The organism is Wolbachia endosymbiont of Litomosoides sigmodontis (assembly GCF_013365435.1).
Taxonomy (GTDB): Bacteria; Pseudomonadota; Alphaproteobacteria; order Rickettsiales; family Anaplasmataceae; genus Wolbachia.
This window is the reverse complement of the sequence record NZ_CP046577.1, coordinates 595,124-616,403: the sequence shown is the minus strand read 5'-3', so window position 1 is coordinate 616,403 and position 21,280 is coordinate 595,124. Positions and strand designations below refer to the sequence as shown.

At 31.0% G+C, this 21,280-nt stretch carries 20 protein-coding genes and 1 pseudogene; 13 read left to right on the top strand and 8 right to left on the bottom strand.

Going from position 1 to position 21,280, the window contains the following annotated elements; all coding sequences use genetic code 11:
* Positions 1 to 345: 345 nt before the first annotated feature.
* Positions 346 to 519 (bottom strand): hypothetical protein, encoded by a 174-nt coding sequence (locus GOY07_RS02545; RefSeq protein ID WP_175837998.1) that lies wholly within the window; start codon positions 517 to 519, stop codon positions 346 to 348.
* 79 nt (positions 520 to 598) lie between these two features.
* Between GOY07_RS02545 and GOY07_RS02540 the strand changes: the two genes are divergently transcribed.
* Entirely contained in the window at positions 599 to 2,131 is a 1,533-nt protein-coding gene (locus GOY07_RS02540; RefSeq protein WP_175837996.1) for a secretion system protein, read from the top strand.
* 845 nt (positions 2,132 to 2,976) lie between these two features.
* Here the strand turns inward: GOY07_RS02540 and rnc are convergent.
* Both rnc and GOY07_RS04200 read right to left on the bottom strand, forming a co-directional pair.
* Positions 2,977 to 3,696 (bottom strand): ribonuclease III, encoded by a 720-nt coding sequence (rnc, locus tag GOY07_RS02535; RefSeq protein WP_175838525.1) that lies wholly within the window; start codon positions 3,694 to 3,696, stop codon positions 2,977 to 2,979.
* Between the two features lie 57 nt (positions 3,697 to 3,753).
* Positions 3,754 to 4,017, bottom strand: coding sequence for a hypothetical protein (locus GOY07_RS04200; RefSeq protein WP_218938960.1), 264 nt, complete (start codon positions 4,015 to 4,017; stop codon positions 3,754 to 3,756).
* Positions 4,018 to 4,619: 602 nt separating this feature from the next.
* Here GOY07_RS04200 and GOY07_RS04530 point away from each other — a divergent pair.
* Complete coding sequence (locus tag GOY07_RS04530) at positions 4,620 to 4,742, top strand: hypothetical protein (protein WP_256359448.1); 123 nt, start codon at positions 4,620 to 4,622, stop codon at positions 4,740 to 4,742.
* Between the two features lie 51 nt (positions 4,743 to 4,793).
* Positions 4,794 to 4,952 (top strand): annotated as a pseudogene (locus GOY07_RS04675) (IS630-like element ISWpi10 family transposase); the annotation flags it as partial.
* A 1,033-nt stretch (positions 4,953 to 5,985) separates the two neighbouring features.
* On the opposite strand, the gene pth reads toward GOY07_RS04675, so the two are convergent.
* Positions 5,986 to 6,534 (bottom strand): aminoacyl-tRNA hydrolase, encoded by a 549-nt coding sequence (gene pth / locus GOY07_RS02530; RefSeq protein WP_175837994.1) that lies wholly within the window; start codon positions 6,532 to 6,534, stop codon positions 5,986 to 5,988.
* Between the two features lie 2 nt (positions 6,535 to 6,536).
* Positions 6,537 to 7,151, bottom strand: a complete 615-nt coding sequence (locus GOY07_RS02525) for a 50S ribosomal protein L25/general stress protein Ctc (protein ID WP_175837993.1) — start codon at positions 7,149 to 7,151, stop codon at positions 6,537 to 6,539.
* A 923-nt stretch (positions 7,152 to 8,074) separates the two neighbouring features.
* Here GOY07_RS02525 and pheS point away from each other — a divergent pair.
* Complete coding sequence (gene pheS, locus GOY07_RS02520) at positions 8,075 to 9,118, top strand: phenylalanine--tRNA ligase subunit alpha (RefSeq protein ID WP_175837991.1); 1,044 nt, start codon at positions 8,075 to 8,077, stop codon at positions 9,116 to 9,118.
* Complete coding sequence (locus GOY07_RS02515; protein WP_175837989.1) at positions 9,119 to 10,357, top strand: NTP transferase domain-containing protein; 1,239 nt, start codon at positions 9,119 to 9,121, stop codon at positions 10,355 to 10,357.
* Positions 10,358 to 11,309: 952 nt separating this feature from the next.
* Here the strand turns inward: GOY07_RS02515 and mutL are convergent.
* Together mutL and purE are read right to left on the bottom strand one after the other, a co-directional pair.
* Positions 11,310 to 13,196: a DNA mismatch repair endonuclease MutL gene (gene mutL / locus GOY07_RS02510; RefSeq protein WP_175837987.1), complete on the bottom strand. Its 1,887-nt coding sequence runs from the start codon at positions 13,194 to 13,196 to the stop codon at positions 11,310 to 11,312.
* 7 nt (positions 13,197 to 13,203) lie between these two features.
* On the bottom strand, positions 13,204 to 13,686 hold the full coding sequence (gene purE / locus GOY07_RS02505) for a 5-(carboxyamino)imidazole ribonucleotide mutase (RefSeq protein WP_369800439.1): 483 nt from the start codon (positions 13,684 to 13,686) through the stop codon (positions 13,204 to 13,206).
* 831 nt (positions 13,687 to 14,517) lie between these two features.
* Between purE and GOY07_RS02500 the strand changes: the two genes are divergently transcribed.
* From GOY07_RS02500 to rpoD, 8 genes are all read left to right on the top strand, one after another.
* The gene (locus tag GOY07_RS02500; protein WP_175837985.1) at positions 14,518 to 14,817 is read left to right on the top strand and encodes a helix-turn-helix domain-containing protein; all 300 of its coding nucleotides are present in this window, start codon (positions 14,518 to 14,520) and stop codon (positions 14,815 to 14,817) included.
* A 64-nt stretch (positions 14,818 to 14,881) separates the two neighbouring features.
* Positions 14,882 to 15,310, top strand: a complete 429-nt coding sequence (gene rpoZ / locus GOY07_RS02495) for a DNA-directed RNA polymerase subunit omega (protein WP_175837983.1) — start codon at positions 14,882 to 14,884, stop codon at positions 15,308 to 15,310.
* A gap of 73 nt (positions 15,311 to 15,383) precedes the next feature.
* Positions 15,384 to 15,590: a monovalent cation/H+ antiporter complex subunit F gene (locus GOY07_RS04670; RefSeq protein ID WP_367618198.1), complete on the top strand. Its 207-nt coding sequence runs from the start codon at positions 15,384 to 15,386 to the stop codon at positions 15,588 to 15,590.
* 6 nt (positions 15,591 to 15,596) lie between these two features.
* A complete protein-coding gene (locus GOY07_RS02485; protein ID WP_175837980.1) occupies positions 15,597 to 15,884 on the top strand; it encodes a monovalent cation/H(+) antiporter subunit G in 288 nt (95 codons plus the stop codon).
* Position 15,885: 1 nt separating this feature from the next.
* Entirely contained in the window at positions 15,886 to 16,413 is a 528-nt protein-coding gene (locus tag GOY07_RS02480; RefSeq protein WP_175837978.1) for a DUF4040 domain-containing protein, read from the top strand.
* Positions 16,406 to 16,822 carry a Na(+)/H(+) antiporter subunit B gene (locus tag GOY07_RS02475; protein WP_175837976.1) on the top strand — a complete coding sequence of 139 codons (417 nt, stop codon included), beginning with the start codon at positions 16,406 to 16,408 and terminating at the stop codon, positions 16,820 to 16,822. Before GOY07_RS02480 ends, GOY07_RS02475 begins: the two co-directional genes overlap by 8 nt.
* Positions 16,822 to 17,148 carry a cation:proton antiporter subunit C gene (locus tag GOY07_RS02470; protein ID WP_175837975.1) on the top strand — a complete coding sequence of 109 codons (327 nt, stop codon included), beginning with the start codon at positions 16,822 to 16,824 and terminating at the stop codon, positions 17,146 to 17,148. The genes GOY07_RS02475 and GOY07_RS02470 overlap by 1 nt, the downstream gene beginning before the upstream one ends.
* A gap of 123 nt (positions 17,149 to 17,271) precedes the next feature.
* A complete protein-coding gene (gene rpoD, locus GOY07_RS02465) occupies positions 17,272 to 19,203 on the top strand; it encodes an RNA polymerase sigma factor RpoD (protein WP_175838521.1) in 1,932 nt (643 codons plus the stop codon).
* Positions 19,204 to 20,220: 1,017 nt separating this feature from the next.
* On the opposite strand, the gene GOY07_RS02460 is transcribed toward rpoD, so the two are convergent.
* Positions 20,221 to 20,682: a hypothetical protein gene (locus GOY07_RS02460; protein ID WP_175837973.1), complete on the bottom strand. Its 462-nt coding sequence runs from the start codon at positions 20,680 to 20,682 to the stop codon at positions 20,221 to 20,223.
* Between the last annotated feature and the right edge of the window lie 598 nt (positions 20,683 to 21,280).

Sequence of the window (21,280 nt, the reverse complement as noted above, 5' to 3'; positions counted from 1 at the left end):
AGTATCTGTGCAAATCTATTACTTCTTTCTTTACTCACTCCGCAATTAAACAACTTTGCAACTTTAATTATTTAACTTATAAACAATGAGCATTAATATTACCATTGACATAATATACAAAAACTTCATTTTTTATATATTTAAGGTGACTGTAGTCTTGCTAACATTTAAGTCAAATCTTTCTTGGATTCTTTATTATCATTTCTTTAATGGTAATATTAGAATTTTCTTGTATTCATATCTCAGCTTATTCAAATTAACTTTGATTTAATCTAGTTTTTCTACGACGTTGATGGCAATAGACAATTTTTTCTCTTCCAAGATTTAGGTGATTTATCTATACAATTAATGCTGTTCTTGAAATAAAACATACTTTTGCTCGGCTATTATATTGTGCTTCCTTGCTGCAATTATAGCATTTAGTTTTTTTGTAATATATGCGTTATTTTGCACTTCCTTCAACATTTCTTTTGCTAATTCCATAACTTTTTCATCCAATAATTTTGATTTTAATGCCATTGCCAAATGGAAACAAAATTAAATGTATTTTTAATACTTTTATAGAAATCTATTAGAATGGTTTTGTATGCTTTTTCTAATGGCTATTTTAAAATGCTTGATGCTTCTTTTTATCATTTTTTGTGTATGCCTGCTTACTCAAGGGTATGATAAAAACCTTACTAAAATAGAGAGTGAAGATTGTTATAATATAAATGAACACAGTTATTTGTTACAGCGATGTAAAAATGGACTCTCCATTTTAGAAGGCAATGAGCCAGCAATACCAGAAATTGTGCCTTTGCCTGTAAAATTTCCTGATCTTACAGCCAGCAGTCAACTTATTTCCATTAATATTGGTGAAGAAGTGCAAGTAAAGGATTTACTGATTGAGATAGGAAAGCTTTCTGATATTAATTTAGATATAGACCCCAAAATATCAGGTAATATTATTTTAAAGCTAAAAGATAAAAATATAAACGAAGTAATCCAGAGTATAGCTGATAGTGCTAAACTGCGTTATTCAACAAATAATGGTGTGATTAGAATTGAGAAAGACTTGCCATACGCACAAAATTATTACGTAGATTTCATTAATGTTCAACATTTTGCTCAGAGTAGTTTTGTTATTAATAACACTATTACTAGTGGTGATGAAAGCAACGTTGATAAAGATTACAATAGCGTTATGAAGTCTCAATATAGCAGTGATTTATGGAATTCATTGGAAAAAGGTCTTAATGCAATAATGGACGTTAATGGGGTAGATGATGGAGAATTTCTTCTATTAAACAGAGAGACAGGTGTCATTGTTTTAAATGCTAGAAAAGACACCCATAAAGCTGTTAAAGAGTATATTAATAAGGTTAGACAATTGGCGTCCTCTCAAGTGATAATAGAGGCAAAAATAGTTGAAGTTATGTTAGACGACAAATACCTTTCTGGTATTAACTTAAGTGATGTACGTAGTGGAAATAAGCTTGTGGTGAATCAAGATAATTCTATTATTAATCTTACGGCAAATTTTGGTGTAAGTGATCTAGAGAATTTAGTGAAAAGTTTAGATAAATTTGGTACTTCAACTGTAATTTCAAGTCCCAGAGTACATGCCATAAATAATCAGCAGGCAATGATTTCATTCACTAAAAATCACGTTTATTTTACTTCTGACACACAAAAAAATATTAAAAATTCAAATCAGGTCTTAGTGACAAGAATGAATAGCGTGCCAATAGGTGTCGTGTTAGTAATTCATCCAAGTATCAATGTTGATACTAGTGAGATATTCATGAATATACATCCAACTTTATCAAGAATTAACGGTTACACTAAAGATCCGAACATAGAGTACATTGCGCAGCAGAGTAAAACGAAATTGAATAGCGATATTCCAATTATTGAAATTAGAGAAATGAACTCTATGTTAAAGGTTAAGAGTGGTGAAGTTATGGTGATTGGCGGGCTTATAGAGCATAGAGAAGGTAAGCAGAGCTTTAAAGCTACGTTAAATAAGAAGTCAAAAAGGCTAGTAAACAACATGAGAACAGTAGAAACTGTCATCTTTTTAAAAGCAACAATTGTACCAACATTTAGTTTGTTAGATAAAAAAGATAAGAATTTGTATATACACTAAGTCGTTACTTGTACTAATTCTTATTATTAGTGAGTTAATAAGCGATATTACAGAATTGTTTAATTGCGGAGTGAGAAAGAGAAAAGTAATAAATTTGCAGAAAGCGCTTTCAAGCAAAATAATTTTATTATAAATTTTATATTTTTAGTTACCTAAATTTCATGACTCGTTCCAATTAGCACAATTTATGATAAGAAAAGCTTCTCTTATTTTAAAATATTGCAACATTTGTTAAAAAATATATTTGTTTGTTCAATCAGTATGAACATTCAGTGCAAACAAACTAGAATTCTCTTGATTTTTATGATTAACAACTGTACTGTAGAGATAAAAATTTTGTCTACCTGATTTTACTTTGGCCTGTGTTCTAACGCTCTTTTTAAATTACTAATATCCAACTTTCTAATGAAAGAAAAATAACTCTTGTTCATGATACTTACTAATATTCTCATAAGTCTGTTTTAAACTTTTCTTACCTACTTTCATCTTGTTCAAATTAGTTCTGGTTCAATCTAGTTTTTCTATGGCATTGAAAATGCAACATATTTTTGCTAAGACTTGTTATACTGTACTTTTTAAAAGTGAAATGAGGTAGACAAAATTTTTATTTCTCTGATTGTATAAATGAATATATTTTTTGAATAAATGTTGCAATATTTAAGAGAAGCTTTGCTTGCCTAAGCTCCAATTCTATTGAGAAATTTTGGTTGTATATAAAACAGAGCATTTTGCGTAATAAAGTCTATAATAAAATTACTTTACTTGAAAGCGCTTTCTGCAAGTTTATTACTTTTCTCTTTCTCACTCCGCAATTAAATAATTCTGTGATATCGCTTATTGACTCATTAATAATAAGAATTGGTATAAGTTGCCTTTTCACTATTGTTAATCTTTTCTAACATTAATTCAGCAGCTTTTTGTTCAGCAACCTTTTTACTAGAAGCACATGCAAAAACTTCACCATAATTTTTTATGCAAATTGATATAGTAAATTCAGGACTGTGTGCTGGTCCAGTTTGTTTTATAAGCTCATACTCTGGTAAGGGTAATTTGTTTTTTTGAGTCCACTCTTGCAATGAGGTTTTAGGATCTTGAGGGGGATTGAGCATGCCTTTAGCTAGTTCTTCCCAATGTTTGATAACAAATTTTTCAACATTTGCAAATCCGCCATCAATATAAATTGCACCTATTAGTGCTTCAAGTGCATTTTCTGAATTTTTTAGGTTGCATCTTCCTCCATTGCAACGTTCACTATTATTCATGATGATAAAGTTGTCCAATCTTATTGCTTTAGCAACATTAGCAATGGTATTACCACAAACTAGATCCGTTTTTCTTCTTGCCAATGCCCCTTCTTTTTCTTCAGGAAATAGTCTGAATAGTATAGCAGATACAATCATATTCAAGATACTATCGCCCAAAAATTCTAGCCTTTCATAATTTTTAATTTGATTTTTGCTGTTTCTTTTATTTAAGCTTGGATGAGTTAATGCTTCCTCTAATATAGCGTCATTTTTAAATCTATAATTAATGATCTTAGATATATTGTTGTTTAAGTCTTCCATGCTTGTCATTTAAAAAGGAAATATCGCTATCATATCTTTATACCAAAAAAATTAGTTTTATTCTATTAAGACAAGCTTGTAAAAACTGCAATTACAACCCACTGCCTCAACAAATAATATTACTCTGTCCATCTTTTTTGTTAGCTTTGCAAGTTCCTGGTTGATTTTGTTTACAACTCGAGGCCACGTAATATGTGAGAGCATGTATAGTTGCGTTACACTAAAGATGCTCCTGCCTTTATTTTTTTTATATGCATCAATACCGCTTGAAATATCTCTACGTCTTATCAGCAATGTCTTGCTTTGAGTGAGTTTGTGCATGTTCTCAATCACTCTGTGAAAGCTTGAACAGATGGTCTATTGCTCTTAACTTACCATTTTTATTATGGTGAGAATGTAAGTTATCTCGACTGACTGTATGGATTTTAACAACTCTGATAATTCTTGCTTATTATGTAAATTAGAGGTGTTCAGAGATGGGATGTTTAACACTATATTTATGCCTAAAAGCTTGATTTTACTTATTTACAATAATCTATTCCCTTGTTATTAAATTCCAATCTGTTTATTACTCCTTGATTTTCGGTTAATTAAAAAATTCTAGATTTTACGTTTTCACATATTAAGGATACTTAATTAAGTAATGGCTTCATAAATTATGAAGCAAATGAAAGCATGGACGTGATAACTTTTACATTCTTGTTAAAGACCTGTAGCAGGGCTAACATGGCTCATAAATTTATTGCTAAAACAGTTCACACTTAAAGATTCTGATAGCTCTTGTAAAAAACACAGGACTTACCTTTAGCTTACTTTCTACCATGAAATGCAGAGTATGACCATAATTTAAAGAGGAGACGTTTTCAGTGATTATACTTACAAAATTTTACTCAATAAGTAGGCCATATTGAATTGTTCATGGCATGATCAAGAAAATAGAAAAGGAGTATGTCTGGCCAGTTAATCAAGAAACTCTTGTTAAAGATACAATAGAAGATATTTTAGATAAATTAATACCAATTTTTACTATTACAAAGAACAGATAGACAATAATAGGAAAGAAGCTATACTGAAGTAAGCAAAATAGTGAACTTTAAGTGGCATTGAAATCGAAGTTATTTAATGAAAAAGTCTTGAAATTAGCAAAAGAAATGCTGAAGAGAGTGTGAAATAACGCATATGTTATAAAAAACTAAATGCTGTAATTGTAATAAAAAAAGCACAGTATAACGGCCGTGGCAAAAACATGTTACATTGTGGATAAATCACTAATACCAATTCTTACTGTTGATAAGTCAAATAAGCAAGACTTACTGATATTCAAGCCAAATTTTTCCTTGATTCTTGCTTTCATTTCTTTAATGTTAATATTAGTATTTTCTTGTATCTATACTTCAACTTGTTTGAATTGACTCTGATTCTAGTTTTTCTATGACCTTGAGAGGGAGTATACAGTTTTTTTAAAATTTTAGGTACTTTATTCATACGGTTGTTGCTATTCTTAAAATGAAACATATTTTTGCTACGGCCGTTATGCTGTGCTTTTTTGTTATAATTACACAAAAGCTTACTATTTTATACTTACTTCAATGTAGCTTCTTTCTTATTATTATCTATCCGTTCCTTGTACAGTGGAAATTGGTATTGTTTGTACCAAATATTAACACTGATTGTATGAATATGTTTCTTGAAAAAATATCTTAATATTTAAGAACACAAGGAGCCTTTCTTGTCACGGATTGTACTATTCAGTATAAGTCGAGAAATTTAAAGACATCTAAAAATATCGAGATTGTACACCTACTACCATACTACCAGAGCTCAACTCTACTTGAAAAATCTTAGTTTTATATAAAACAGAACATTTTGTGCAGTAAAGTCTACAACACAATTGCTTTACTTAAGAGCGCTTCATGCAAATTTATTACCTCTTTTTCACTCTCTGCAATGTTGCTTATAAAGCTTGTACCACACTTTACTAGTAATAGTTCTGCAACTTTGATATTGCTCACCAAATTGTAGTATACAAAGGAATGTCCTCATCTTGGTTATGTTATATCAAGATTTACTTTTAAACTAACTAATTTCTTAGTTAATTCTTCAGTTACTCTAATTGTGTGATTTTATTTAGTTTTGCCTATTCTTTCTCTCTTCTTATAATATTAGAAAAAATCTGTCATATGATTATGATTTCTAAATTTCTCTGAACTTGGCTTTATTTCTTGTGTTCATATTTCGAGTCAGATATAATAAAGTGTTGTTTAAATTATATAAAACGACCTTGTAGTATTATATAATTGAGTTGATAAAAGCTGTATTGTCTCTTTGTAGAGTTAAGTGTATGTTTTGTGCTATTTTTTCTACTAAGGGAATGACATTATTAAAATTAGAAAATTTTGATAATACGTAATCTGATAGATTACTTTGATCATCGGGTCTGCCTACCCCAAATCTCAAACGCCAATAATCATTACCAATAGAGCTATCTATAGATTTAAGTCCATTATGTCCAGCAGAATTACCACCTTTCTTTATTTTTATTCTGCCAAGTTCTAGATCAACGTCATCATGTATAACAGTAATGTCACTTAGCGAAAACGTGTAAAAGTTTCGTATCCTTGCAACAGGAATGCCAGAATTATTCATAAACGAATAGGGCTTCACTAGCATAATTTTATTATCATTAATTACGCCAGAGGTTATCAGGCAATCTGCTCTCTTGGAGAATAACGGGAAATTCCAATATTTACAAATTGTATTAACAACGATAAAGCCAATGTTGTGATAAGTCAGCTCATATTGGCTACCTGGATTACCAAGCCCAACTATCAGATGCACTACTATTCCTCTATTGTTTCTACTTGAGACTTCTCAATGCCGCTATTGGCAGCAGAAATTGTGACAACGGTAAAGTTTTCTTCTTCGTGCGCTGCAAGTTTAACACCTTCTGGCAATTTTATATCACTTATGTGTACAGATTGACCAATCATTTTACCAGATAAATCTACTTCTATAGCCCGAGGTATTTTGCCAGGAGAGCATTTAATAGTGATAGAGCGGTATAAAATATTGAGCACTCCACCCAGTTTTATTCCTGGAGATTTGCTTTCATTCACAAACGATAGAGGTATGTCTATTTTAATTTCACTACCTTTATCAACGAATTGAAAATCAACATGTTGTATAGTATCTTTCACTACATGCCATTGAATATCACGAATAAGGGCATATTCTTTTTTGCCTGAGATATTAAGTTCTATCACATGTGCGGAAAGGGAACCTAATTTATATTGCTTGGTTAATTCCTTTGCAGATAATGTTAAATTTATATTATTATGTCCTTTACCATATATAACTGCAGGTATGTCACCTTTTTTTCTTAGAGAATGCATTGCTTTTGTTTTTGTTACATTACGTAATTCTGCATTAATTGTTATCATTTCTTGTTGTGTCATTGATTACTCCTATTTTAGTTAATCCTTTTTATAGTGTGGTTTAGTAATAACGTAACACAAAAATATCTATTTTAAAACTTCATTCTTCTGTATTGAGCAAGAGAACAAACTAGAATTCTTTTAAAATTTGTTTCTGTAAGCAAGTATGGAAGCATACAATACTGCATCCCAAAGGCTTATGTTTTATTATTTTTCTGAAATTCAATAATTATTAATAATCTTAATATATTATGGAAAGCAAAGATTTTACCTAATACCAATTACCACTGTATAAGGGATTGATAGACAATAATGGAAAAAAGCCATGCTAAAGTAATACAAATTCTCATTGTTAGTGGGTGAGATAAGTGACATTTGAGCTTAGGTGAGTATGGTAATAAGTATATAGTCTCGATATTTTTAGGTAACTTAAAATTTTTTTGACTTATGTCAATTAGCACAATCTATTCTAAAAAAAGCTTCTTATGTTTTTAATTGTGACATTTATTTTAAAAATATATTTATATAATTAGTACTAATACTCGGGGCAAAATAGATAAAAATTTTTATTGCTTAATTTTACTTTAATCTGTGTTCTAACGCCCTTTATTAAATTGTCAGTATCCAATTTTCTAATGAAAGAAAAGTAACTCTTGTTTATGATACTTACTAATATTCTCATTTGTTGTATTACAGCATTTAGTTTTTGCAACGTATGTGTTATTTTGCTATTTTACTTACTTCAGTATGGCTTCTTTCTCATTATTATTTATCTGTTATTAATTTAGTCATTACTGCTGTGCATATTTTCTCATTAATTTTTTAATATAAAATAAAAAGCATAATTAGTCAATAGACTAATAATAAATGTAGAGTAGTTCTTCGGATTATTGATGATATTTAAAATTTTACTATAATATAAAATTCAAGCTAGCGTTTCTAAAATGAATAAAGATTTACTAAACAAAATACCTTTAATTGAAGGTAAGGCTGTTTATGAAATTGAGAGTGCTTTTTCTTTGCAAGATTTGAAAAAAATTAGATTATCATATTTGGGAAAAAGTGGCGTAATTAAAGCTTGCTTTAATGACTTAAAAAAGGTGAAAGATGCAGAAAAGAAGCATGATTTAGGTGCAGCTATCAATATTTTGCGTAATAAGCTAGATCAGCTTATAATGAATAAAGAAAATATACTAAAGGCTGAAGAGATTAACTTTAAGTTGCAAAATGAAGCAGTTGATATTACGTTGCCTATTAGACCAGAAAAAATTGGTAAAGTTCATCCATTAAGTAAAGTTATAAATGAAGTGAAGCTTATTTTTGCACATATGGGTTTCAGAGCAGTCGATGGTCCTGACATTGAAGATGAGTTTTATGTATTTGATGCGCTAAATACTCCTAGTTATCATCCTGCGCGAGAGGAGCAAGATACTTTCTACTTAAAGAACAAAATAAACAACAAAAGGATGGTGCTGCGCACTCATACCTCATCTATGCAGATTAGAACCATGAAAAAAGCAAAAACTCTCCCAATTAAGATAATTGCTGCAGGCAGGGTATATAGAAAAGACTTTGATGCAACTCATACTCCTATGTTCCATCAGATGGAAGGATTATATGTTAATGAAAATGTTAATATGGGCCAGTTAAAATTTACTATTCATCGCTTCCTTAGTAAGTTTTTTGGAGATAAAGGACTAAAGATACGTTTTCGTAATAGTTTTTTTCCTTTTACTGAGCCTTCTGCAGAAGTGGACATAAGTTACAAAGGGAGTAAATGGATAGAAGTACTTGGATGTGGTATAGTACACCCAAATGTTTTTCAAAATGTTGGAATAGATCATACTAAATACAGTGGTTTTGCATTTGGTATTGGCATAGAAAGGATTGCAATGCTGAAATATCAAATTAGTGACTTAAGGAGCTTTTACGGTAATAAAATCAGCTGGCTTAATCATTATGGCTTTCATTTTTTATCTTTAAGATAAGTGATAAATAAAGCTTACACGTTCATTATACTCGCTGCTGGGCATGGCAAGCGAATGAATTCTGGTTTGCCTAAAGTTCTGCACAAAATAGGCAACTTTCCCATGCTTCAGCATATCATTTACAATGCGAGGCAATTAAATCCTGAAAATATAGCTGTTGTAGTAGATTTGCCTTTAATTGAAAGATTGGAGTGTCTTGAAGGTATACAATTAGTTATACAAGAATCAATACTTGGCACAGGAGATGCGGTTAAAACTGTGGTAAGAAGCCTGAAAGCATTGCCAGATTCAAATATAGTTATTGTACAATATGGAGATACTCCACTTATAAAAAGCAGCACGATAACCAAAATGGTTAATTGCTTAGAAAATAATGCTCTGGTTTGTCTTGGTTTTAAAACCAACAATAAAGAATATGGTAAATTAATTATTGAAAATGATTCCTTGAGAGAAATTGTAGAGGCACAAAATGGTGAAAATAGTGATGAAGAGTTTCTTGCTAACGCTGGAATAATGGTTACATATGCAAAGAATCTACATGAATTAGTGGGGAAAATAGAGTGTAATAGCTCAACTTATGAGTATTATTTAACTGATATAGTTTCCATTGCAGTAAAGAGTGACTTAAGTGTTGGCTACGTTACTACTGATGAAGAAGAGGCAATCGGCGTAAATAGTAGAGATGATCTTACAAAAGCTGAATTTTACTTTCAGAAAAATAAGAGAAAATTTTTTATTGATTCTGGAGTAACACTTGTCGCTCCAGAGACTGTTTTTTTTTCTTTTGATACACAAATTGATATAGATACGATTATTTACCCATATGTTTTCTTTGGCCCTGGGGTAAAGATAGGGCTTGGTGCTAGGATCGGTCCATTTACCAAATGTGAGGATACAACAATTGGTAATGGTGCAATTGTGGGAAATTTTGTCGAAGCAAAAGCAAGTGATATAGGTATAAATACTAAAATAAAGCACTTAAGTTACATAGGAAATACCAAAGTAGGGCCTGGGAGCAACATAGGTGCAGGTACTGTTGTTTGTAATTATGATGGGAAAAGGAAACATAGAACGAATATAGGAAGTAATTGCTTTGTTGGTGCTAATAGCTCATTGATTGCACCACTTAATGTTCATAATGAATCTGTCATTGCAGCTGGTAGTATTATAGCAAAGGATGTGCCAAAAAAAAGACTTGTAATCACAAGGAGAAAGCAAATGGTTAAGAAAATAAAGTAATTTAATTTTGCTTGGAAATGTTCAATAAAGTGTGCTTCACTGGGAAGTGAAAGGATGATAGAAACGAAAAATGAAGATTTGGCAAATTGAATTGAAAAATATATAAATTACAGTAAAAAAGCATAGTATAATAGCCTTAGGCAGAAATGTGTTGCATTTCAAGAATAGCACTACCTGTATGGATAAAGCACCTAAAATTTGGAAGATGAAGAAAAAAAATTGTTTCTTTCCTTCAATGTTGTAAAAGGACTCTCTTGAATAAGAGTCAATTTGAACAAATTGAAGTATGAGTATAAGAAAATCCTAACATCGTAATATGCAAAAAATGAAGTTTTCGTATATTATGCCAAGACTAATTCACAATAAGCAAGACAAAGTAGATAGGAAAAATTAAAAAAAACTTAACGGACTATGATAAGTCAAGATTGAGCATATAATTTAAAAGTTGGACAAGGATAATTTAAAAAGGGCATTTGAACATAGATTAAAGTAAAATTAAGCAACAAAGTTTTTATCTATTTTGTACTGAATATCAATACTGATTATATAAATATATTTCTTGAATGAATGTATACAATTAAGAATACAAGAAGCCTTTCTTGGCATGGATTGTACTAATTAATATAAGTCGAAAAATTTAAAGGTGCCTAGAAATATCAAGATTGTATGCTTAATACCATCAATATTCTATTGAGGTTATGTCTGAAACAGAAAATTTTGCATAATTGAAGTCTATACTATAATTAGTCTGAATTATAAACATTGGAGAACTTATTAAACAGAAAAGGGCAGAAGAAGCCTAGCTTCAGCTAGTTGTTCGCTAACATTTTATCAGGAGGCACCAAATAGGTTAAACCCTTTTACCATATTAATCTATATAGGGAAGATAAGTAATTAATTTTAGTATGAAGACGGAAAAGACACTAAAAATTTCCATATTTGTGGCAATTTTTTACCTGCGCTTAAATAATTTTTCTATGTCACTTAGTTTTACCTCTATATAAGTTGGTCTTCCGTGGTTACATTGCCCAGAATATGGCGTTTTCTCCATTTGCCTCAGCAACACATTCATCTCCTCCATTTTTATTCTTCTGCCTGCTCTAATTGATCCACAACAAGCAATAGTGGCCAGTATTTTATTTACTTTATCTTCTATTGGCAACGTATCTTCTATTTCTGTTAACCTATCAACTATATCAATTAGCATCTCTTTTACATCTATTGCTCCTAAAATTGCAGGAATTTCTTTTACTAGAATCTTGTTTTCTGATTTGATTTCAATGTCAAAACCCATTTCGAAAAGCTTACTCTTATAAACTTCAACCATCTCCATTCCAACCTGGTTTTTGATTTCAACTATCTCAGAAAGAAGTAATTTTTGTCTTTTTATACTTGCTTTTTGTTTTAAGCATTCATACACTAATCTTTCATGAGCTGCATGCTGATCAACTATAATCAATTTGCCTTTAGCCTCAGCAATAATATAAGTGTTGTAGATCTGACAGCGTGCAAACCCTAGAGGATGATTCTCTATCAAATCAACTTGCTCTCTCTTCAGAATCACAGTTTCTACTTGTAACGAGGACTTCTGTACACCTGTACAATCAAACAATATTGATCGTTCTGACAAGCTTTTCTCTCTTATATTTGGTAAATTGAATTCTTTCATTAATTGATTTTTAAAAGGACTTGGCCTCCTTTCATACAATTCTCTTTTACTTTTTGTTTCTCTGTTTTTTCTATTATTAATATGCTTATTCTCTTGACTTTTACTAACATCAAAAGGTAAATTACTCAGTTCTTCCCTAACACCTTGAGACCAAGGTCTATCAATATCATTTACTGTAGAGGTGCCTATTTTCATTGATAATGCGTTAATTAACCCTCTCTTCACTATTTTATATATCAACTTCTTATTTTGAAATCTCACTTCCGATTTATTTGGGTGCACATTCACATCTATTTGATCGTATGGTATTTTTAAGTGCAATGCTGCAAAAGGGTACCTACCTTTTGGAATAAAGTCGTGATATACGTAACGAATTGCACTAATAAGTAGATTATTTTTTATTGGCCTACCATTCACAAATGTATAGATCATATCAGGCTTACCTCGATTAATCGTTGGTTTACAGATGTATCCAGTTAGTTTTACGCCATCCTCTTCTTCATTAATTTCTAGGGAATTATCTTGAAATTCTTCTTCTATTTCACATAATCTACTAAATAACGAAGTCTGCTTAACATATTTTAGGAGTTTCTTACTGTTAGAAGTGAGAGTAAATCCAATACTATAATTGATCATAGCTAAGGTGTTCACAATGTCAACAATGCTTTGAGTTTCTGCCCTTTCAGTTTTTAGAAATTTAAGTCTATTGGGAGTGGCAAAAAACAAATCACGGACTTCAATATATGTGCCTTGTGATAAAGAGTAAGGAATAAGTTCACCTATTTTCTCTCCACCTTCATAGCAAATAGACCACGCTTCATTTGCTCTATTTGCCTTAGATGACAGCTTGATTCTACTCACTGCTGCAATTGAAGGAAGAGCTTCTCCTCTGAAGCCAAGATATTTGATTTCTATTAATTTACTATCGCTCAGTTTTGAAGTAGCATGGCGCATAAAAGCGAGCTCTAAATCGCTCTTTTCTATTCCATTTCCATTATCCGTAATAGTAATAAGGTTACGCCCACCACTTTCTATTTTTATTTCTATTTTCGAGCTTTCAGCATCTATTGCATTTTCTACTAGTTCCTTGATTACACTAGCTGGCCTTTCTATAACTTCTCCTACAGCTATACGATTTATGATTTTTGTATCTAAAAGAATTATCGCCATAAGTTTACTATGATGTTGGTTTTTCTTTTACTGCTTCAATCTGTTTTTCTCTCCATTTTTTTAACCTATCAGCAATTTCACTATTAAAAATTGACAGAACAGATGCAGCAGCAATTGCTGCATTATAAGCTCCGCTTTCTCCTATAGACATAGTTGCAACTGGTACACCCTTTGGCATTTGCACTATAGATAATAAACTATCCAGCCCATTTAACTGTTTACTGTGCACAGGAACACCAATAACAGGCAAATAAGTGAGTGATGCAACCATACCAGGTAAATGAGCTGCTCCTCCTGCACCAGCTATAATAACTCTAAAGCCTTTTTTTTGTGCAGACTTAGCAAAATTGAAAAGCCTTTCTGGTGTCCTATGTGCAGATATTATAAATACGTCATGTGAAATTCCTAATTCTATTAACATGTCAACAGCATGAATCATAGTGCTATAATCTGATTCACTTCCCATAATTACAGCAACATCTTTTTTCATTTCTGCTATATTCAATATAACTTTACTTACTAACTAAATAGTGTTTTAGCTAAAAAGCAACAAATATTTAAATCATACTGTAAATATAATATATTTATAAAACTCTCTCTTTAAAATAGATAAAAACTTCAAATAAGTATCCATATTAGAGCACATAATTGTACGAACATTAATCTGTGCAGATTGAACGAAAAAGTATATTATGTAGTGGGCTAAAGTGTGCTTATAAAGTGTTTAAGACAGTATAAAGTGTCCAATTTATAGGATTGTGAAATGATCAACTTCTACTAAGGTTTTCTTTTGCCTTTTTAAAATATTTATGACTAAAGATTAGTTGCATTTAAAAAGCAGCTAAGTTGCACTTATTAAGTATTTGAACGTAAAAGAATTCTAACATTTTTAAATAGGTATTAATTGTGGATTCTTCTGCTCTTTTTCCTATTTAGTAAGTTTCTTAATGTTTGTAGCTACTGTCATCCAGCTATTTATTAGCGTAATCTAGAGACACCTTAAGTAAGTTTGCGATTACGGCGATGGCGAACTGCTCATAGCGTCATGTACTGGATGATACTATATTAGTATATTAAGATTACAATGCTTGCGCAGATATATTAGAGCACGGAGATACAAAATGTTTTATGCAAAATCAATCTATAAATTTATATTTAAAACTTTGCAGTTATTTTTTCTTTTTTTGCTATGAATGATCTTTCTAAAGCCTTAATATATTAGTACCATATAATTATTTAGTACAACTTATATGATATTAATACTTTGAGATGTCAGATTTATGTTGTAATGTTTTACAAAGCTTTTGATAGGTGAGTGTATATGGAAATAATATCATTAAACAATAACTCGTGCAGTGTAGAGATAAAAAAGAAGTTGCTTGATATAATAACTAAAGTTATAGAGAAAAACACTTGGACTCAAGCTCATGCAGCTGAGAGACTTGGTGTTGATCAGCCAAAAATATCGCAAATTAAAAATGGTAAAACAGATGGTTTTTCTTTAGAACGATTGTTGGGGTTTCTCAAAAAATTCGATTATGAAATAACAATTACAATAACAGAGAGTCGAGCAGCAAAACCTGAAGCAGAAGAAGCAAAACGTGAAATTAGGTCTCCGTAAGAGGCATAAAGTTGACACTTCGTTTCTTTATGTTATAATGTAAAGTTTATTAATGTAGTATTTTATGGCTAAATCTATTATAGAAAAATGTACAGAGCAGGTAGATAATCGTTTTAAATTAGCCCTATTGGCAAGTCAGAGGACACATGATTTAAATACGGGAGCCAGTAATCCCATTCAAACAGCTAGATTTAAAGGCCATAAAAACGCCATCATTTCTCTATATGAAATAGCAGAAAGGCAGGTGGGTACTCATGAGCTATTTAGCCTTTTGGTAAATAGGTGCAAAGAGTATATGAAAGGAAATCTGAGTAATATCTACAGTAGCAATACAAGTAAGCTGGAAAAACTACTAAATTTTTCTAATGATCAGTTTAACGCAGATGCTGATGTAGATCAAGAAAGTACTGATATTCCGGATGATGAGGTGAAAAGTGAAATGGGCGACCAAAATAGTGAGAATATAGGTAATAAAATAGATGATGAAGAATAAGCTAAGTTGGCCTATTAAAGTTTTGTATAACTTATAAGTGATTTACGCTGCTGTTTGTATATTACTGCTTTGTATGAGTGCAATGTTGTATCGTATAGCAAAGTCAAATGGTATTTATAATAAGGTTCTAGCATTGAATAGTTTTTCAACACAAGTAGTTTTACTCATAACAGCAATGTCAATCATTTTGGATAGTTTTTTTTTGGTTGATATAGCATTATTATATTCTAGTGTTAGTTTTATATCAACTGTAGCACTAATGAGGTTAATGTTGCTTTGATAATTTATGATGGGGTCCATTTTCATATTTTTAGGCATTTGTTTAGTAGCTATTTCAACCATCGGAATAATCAGATTTACCGATTTCTACACCAAGTTACATGCGGCAGGTATTACAGACTCTAGTGGTGCAATGTTATTGTTAATTGGCCTCACTTTGCTGAATGAATTTTCAGTCAACACTGTTAAAATAATACTATTAATTTTTATAATATGGGTAGCTAACTCAACTAATAGTTATATTTTAGCGCATGCTCATTACAAAAGTAAGAAAAAAGCTATTAAAGGGAATTAAGATGTTAGAAATACTGAATGTAACATTAATTTTACTGCTGCTTATAGTTACTATTCTTATAGTTCTTTCAAAGCATTTAGTCACAAGTGGTGTTCTAATGTGTGCATTTAGCTCGCTCATTGCACTTATATACCTAATTATGAACGCACCTGATGTTGCAATTACTGAAGCTTCTGTTGGTGCAGGGCTCAGTACAGTTTTTACGTTTGCTGCACTATCTTTAATAAAGAATCATGAAGTAAATTTGTCTCATAACCCTATAATACTTTTTTTTATGTTATTTCTAGCTATATGTTTATCACACTTTATGATCCAATTACCAGAGTTTGGTAGCTATAATGCTCCCATTCACTCACATGTTGCTCCTTACTATATAGAAAATACTAAAAAAGATGTTGGCATTTCCAATATAGTAACGGCTGTTTTAGCAGCCTTCCGTGGCTATGACACATTTGGAGAAACTATAGTAATTTTCACAGCTGCACTTTGTATAACATTGATATTAAAAGAAGAAAAGGAAAATGATTAAAGATCCAGTATTAAATGCAGTAACGTTTTTGATGGTACCTTTTATCATCTTATTTGCTTTATATATACAATTTCATGGTGACTATACTCCAGGTGGAGGCTTTCAAGCAGGAATAATTATTGCCTCTAGTATAATATTGTACTCGATGCTATTTGGTGTATCTGCAACTCTAAGAGCAATACCTTACTTTGCAATTAAATTCACTAGCATGCTAGGCATTTTAATTTATGGAGGAACGGGTATTGCAACAATTTTACTTGGTCAAAATTTTTTATCTTATGATATATTATTAGCTAGCAACGTTGCAGGCCAAAAATTGGGTATTTTTTTTGTAGAATTAGGTGTAGTACTTACTGTTTATTCTTCCATGTTAACTATATATATAGATTTTGCTTGCAAAAAAAAATAATGACTTTGTACAACTATACAATTATTATTATATTAATGATGCTGGGTTTATATACCGTCATAAATGACAGAAATTTAATTAAGAAAATGATAGGGGTAAGCGTTTTTCAAGCATCAGTTCTGTTGTTTTATATATCTCTTGGGTATATAAAAAGCTCCTTACCTCCTATATTGGTTTCGAATTCTCATTCATATAGCAATCCTATACCGCACGTTCTAATGCTTACTGCCATAGTGGTAGGAATTGCAACATTTTCAGTTGGATTATCTATGGCAGTAAGAATAGAAGAAAAATATGGAGTGATTGATCAAGACGAGTGTATGTAAGTTAACAGTATATTAAACTATATGAAGTAACAAGTAGCTGCAAGCTAAAAGTAAAATTGTAGGCTTATTTACTGTAAGCCTATTTACTAATAAGGGGTATATTCTAAACTATATAAGGTAATGATGTCAACTATTAATAACTCAGAAGGTAAGAAAAAAATCATCAGGGATCTTGTAACCAAAAGTATTAAAAAGGGTGGCTTTATCACTTTTGATGACATAAATAATAAACTATCAGACGAAAATTTATCATCTGACTTTATAGATGATACTATATCTCTATTACAAGACTCAGGAATTAACATACTTGAAAGTAGCGAAGACGAAGAAGATGCTCCTTCTAATAGTGGTGATAGCAAACTTGATGATGATGATACACTGTCGAATACTACTACGACCTTAATACAAAATGACGATCCAGTAAGAATTTACTTACAAGATATGAGCTCCGTAAAGCTTTTATCGAGGACGGATGAAATCGAGATAGCAAAAAAAATTGAATCTGAAAAACATAACATGTTGCGTGCAATAGTTGAAACATCAGTAGCACTAAAAATGATAAAGGCATGGCGCGATGATTTAAGCAGTGGAGCTCTCTTACTGAGAGAAATTATAGATCTTGATGCAATTTATAACTCAGATTTTAATATGATATCCAAAGAAGAAAGTGATGAAAATTCTGAGAACTTTCCTGAATCTACTAAAGATGACGAATATTGTGAAGATGATGAGATGGATAGTAAGAAAGTTAATGATGAGAAAGAAAATAGCAATGAAGATATAAATTCAGCAAATTTAAATGTTTCTATTCTTGAAATGGAAACTGACTTATTGCCTAAGGTCATAGTTGTACTAGATGAGCTAATTACTTTAGCAGATGAAGCATTAACATTAAGAAAAGATCTCTCTAACGGATTGAAGTATCAAGATTTATATAATAAAATATGGTCTATAGTGTTGCAAATTAAGTTAAGTGACGCTGCTGTCGCTAAAATTACACAGAGGCTTTATAATATAAATAGGTCTATTATGTTTGAAGAAGCTAGTCTTATTTCCGAAGCTAAAAAATACAATATTGATAGAGAAAGTTTCCTTAAGGTTTATGTTGATGTACTTTTGAGATATAAGTTAGAAGAAATTTTTTCTTTAAAATCCAATGGAAATCAATTTTATTTTACAGGTGAACTAAAAGACAAGTTTGTAAAGTTTATAGATGACAATTTTGAACATATAGCTAATACCTTGAACAATATTAAGCAACATATACAAGAAGATAATGTGCAAAAATTTAAAGAGCTGGTAAAAAGAACGCAAAAACACGAACGAGAAGTCTCCGAAGCAAAGCAGGAGATGATTAAAGCAAATTTGAGGTTAGTAGTTTCTATAGCTAAAAAGTATTCAAACAGAGGTCTCGCTCTGCTTGATTTGATACAAGAAGGTAATATTGGCCTTATGAAGGCTGTGGATAAATTTGATTACAAACGTGGGTACAAATTTTCAACCTATGGTACTTGGTGGGTAAGGCAATCAATTACTAGAGCAATACCTGAGCAGTCTAAAGTAGTCAGAATACCAGTTCACATGGTAGAAATTATTGGTAAGCTTAACAGAACACTAAGGAAGTTAACTCACGAAATGGGAAGAGAACCTACATTAGAGGAGTTAAGTGTGGAACTTGGAATGCCGCTGGAAAGAATACGTAAAGTTATGAAAATAGCAAGGGATCCAGTAAGTCTTGACGCTCCAACAGGAAAAGACGATAGTAGTACTTTTGGTGACTGTATAGAAGATAAGCGAGTTTCAAAGCCAGAAGATGCTGCAATACTTACTGACTTGCGCTGTATTACAACTAATCTTCTTGCAACTTTAACACCAAAGGAAGAGAGAATTATCAGAATGCGCTTTGGCCTTGGTAAAGATTGCAAGGAGCATACCTTAGAAGAAATAGGATGTATTTTTAAAGTAACACGTGAGAGAATTAGGCAAGTTGAATCAAAAGCATTACGCAAACTAAAACATCCATGCCGCGCTAGAAAATTGAGAGGTTTTTTTTAGAAAGATGCTCGTATAATATAATGCGATCACTTTGACACAAGTAAAGAATAGATGTATGGACTAGAAAACAATAGATGGAAGATTTTAACCAGATATATTATTTATCTTATACCAATTCTCATTGGTAATGGGTTAGGTAATTAACATTGTAGAGTTGTTTAATTGTAAAATGAGAAAGAGAGGTAATAATTTGCACAAAAAGCACTCTCAAGCAAAACAATTATATTATAGACTTTATTACGCAAAATGTTCTGGTTTATATACAAACAAAGTCTTTCAATAGAATCTAGATTAAGTAAGCATGGTGGTAGGTATATAATCTCAATATTTTTAGATACCTTTAATTTAAAGACTTCTCATATTCTTAAATATTGTGATATTTATTCAAGAAATATATTAATATAATTAGTATTGATGTTCAGGTATAAAGATAAAAATTTTATCTATCTAATTTTACTTTAACTATGTTCTAAAGTCTTTTTTTAATCATGCGTATCCAACTTTTGAATGCATGCAAACTGCGATTCATTAAGGGAAAATAATTTTTTAAGTTCTTTAAAACTCTTCCTGTCTATCTTTATCTTATTCATTGTGAGTTGATCTTGGCGTAATATATGTGAGAAAACTTTATTTTTGCATATTACAGTATGCTGTAGCCTTGCTGGCATTCAAGACAAATTTTTCCTGCATTTCTCCGTTCTTATTTCTTTAGTGGTAATATTTTGGAAAAGTAAACAGTTTTTCTTCTCTTCTAAATTTTAGGTGCTTTCTTGAAATGAAACATATTTTTGCTATGTCTGTTACACTTTTTCCATATATTATCTATCTTCTCTTTATAAAGTAGAAATTGGTATCAGATAAGCTCTTGGTGTTGATCTTACTCTTTCTTCCAGAGTAGGGCCTTGCTGATTACAGATTGTAAAGATTTTACCCAAATTCTCTCGTGTGATAAGATTTAACCTGTAAGAAGGTGTTACATAATTTGTAACACCTTACTTAAAAAGAGTGTTGTTTGATTCACTGCATTAACATCCCATTCATGAATTTTGCAGTACTGCTAATATCTGCATAAAGTTTTGTACCTGGTACGTTTAGTTCATCAAATTTTGTGCTTGATCTATCTGACGGACTTTTTTGTTTTTCCTTTTCACTTTTAACTCCCTGGTAAATGCAAAATGCAATAAAACTAATCGTCGCTAATGTAACAACACTGACTACAATACAGCAAGTCAGCATTATTTTTTCTTTTTCTTCCACTGTCTCTGTAAGAGTTCCAACTTTTTCCTCCAAACTTATGCATTTTTTCTGTAAGCCATTTAAGTACTTCTGTATACTTTGCAACTGCTCAGTGTCAACCTTTTGAACTTCTTGCCATTCTTTTAATGCGCTAGATACCGCTTGAAACTGTTCAGCATCTATTTTTTGACTTTTCTGCAATTCTGTTATACCCAACCAGTTGCGTAAAATTCTTTTTACCATTTTTACCCCCTAGATAATTAATATATTATAATTTTACATTTAAAATGCTTAAGTTATTATTAAATCAACTATTTAAAAAATATAAAGATCTTTACGCTGAGAAACATCATAGAGACTTACCTCTATTTTAAATAAAATAGACATTACATGATTAAAACTATATCTTTTTATTCACGGTTGAAAATAAGTTAAGCTACGTTCTGTTTTTAAAATAAGATTTATCAGACTTATATTACCACTGTACAAAGAACTGATAGGTAGTAATAAAAAGGAACCCATGCTAAAGTAAGTAAAATAGCAAGATTTAAATGACGTTTAAGAATCAAAATCATTAGATGAAAAAGTCGTAGAATCAGCAAAAAAATGCTGAAGGAAGTGCGAAATATGGATAAAGCACCTAAAATTTAGGAGAGAAGAAAAACTATTTACTTTTCCAAAATATTACCATTAAAGAAATGAGAACGGAGAAATGCAGGAAAAATTTGTCTTGAATGCCAGTAAGTCTACTGTACGCTGTAATATGTAAAAATAAAGTTTCATATATTACGCCAAGATCAACTCTTAATGAATAAGATAAAGGTAAGCAGGAAGGGGTTTT

Excerpts from the sequence above, each read along its gene's own strand:
- GOY07_RS02545 (WP_175837998.1), bottom strand. The coding sequence starts at position 519 with ATGGCATTAAAATCAAAATTATTGGATGAAAAAGTTATGGAATTAGCA.
- rpoZ (WP_175837983.1), top strand. The coding sequence starts at position 14,882 with ATGGCTAAATCTATTATAGAAAAATGTACAGAGCAGGTAGATAATCGT.
- GOY07_RS02480 (WP_175837978.1), top strand. The coding sequence starts at position 15,886 with ATGTTAGAAATACTGAATGTAACATTAATTTTACTGCTGCTTATAGTT.
- rnc (WP_175838525.1), bottom strand. The coding sequence starts at position 3,696 with ATGGAAGACTTAAACAACAATATATCTAAGATCATTAATTATAGATTT.
- GOY07_RS02460 (WP_175837973.1), bottom strand. The coding sequence starts at position 20,682 with ATGGTAAAAAGAATTTTACGCAACTGGTTGGGTATAACAGAATTGCAG.
- GOY07_RS02470 (WP_175837975.1), top strand. The coding sequence starts at position 16,822 with ATGACTTTGTACAACTATACAATTATTATTATATTAATGATGCTGGGT.
- GOY07_RS02485 (WP_175837980.1), top strand. The coding sequence starts at position 15,597 with ATGATGGGGTCCATTTTCATATTTTTAGGCATTTGTTTAGTAGCTATT.
- GOY07_RS02500 (WP_175837985.1), top strand. The coding sequence starts at position 14,518 with ATGGAAATAATATCATTAAACAATAACTCGTGCAGTGTAGAGATAAAA.
- mutL (WP_175837987.1), bottom strand. The coding sequence starts at position 13,196 with ATGGCGATAATTCTTTTAGATACAAAAATCATAAATCGTATAGCTGTA.
- GOY07_RS04530 (WP_256359448.1), top strand. The coding sequence starts at position 4,620 with ATGATCAAGAAAATAGAAAAGGAGTATGTCTGGCCAGTTAATCAAGAA.
- pheS (WP_175837991.1), top strand. The coding sequence starts at position 8,075 with ATGAATAAAGATTTACTAAACAAAATACCTTTAATTGAAGGTAAGGCT.
- GOY07_RS02525 (WP_175837993.1), bottom strand. The coding sequence starts at position 7,151 with ATGACACAACAAGAAATGATAACAATTAATGCAGAATTACGTAATGTA.
- GOY07_RS02475 (WP_175837976.1), top strand. The coding sequence starts at position 16,406 with ATGATTAAAGATCCAGTATTAAATGCAGTAACGTTTTTGATGGTACCT.
- rpoD (WP_175838521.1), top strand. The coding sequence starts at position 17,272 with ATGTCAACTATTAATAACTCAGAAGGTAAGAAAAAAATCATCAGGGAT.
- GOY07_RS04200 (WP_218938960.1), bottom strand. The coding sequence starts at position 4,017 with ATGCACAAACTCACTCAAAGCAAGACATTGCTGATAAGACGTAGAGAT.
- GOY07_RS04670 (WP_367618198.1), top strand. The coding sequence starts at position 15,384 with ATGAGTGCAATGTTGTATCGTATAGCAAAGTCAAATGGTATTTATAAT.
- purE (WP_369800439.1), bottom strand. The coding sequence starts at position 13,686 with ATGAAAAAAGATGTTGCTGTAATTATGGGAAGTGAATCAGATTATAGC.
- GOY07_RS02540 (WP_175837996.1), top strand. The coding sequence starts at position 599 with ATGGCTATTTTAAAATGCTTGATGCTTCTTTTTATCATTTTTTGTGTA.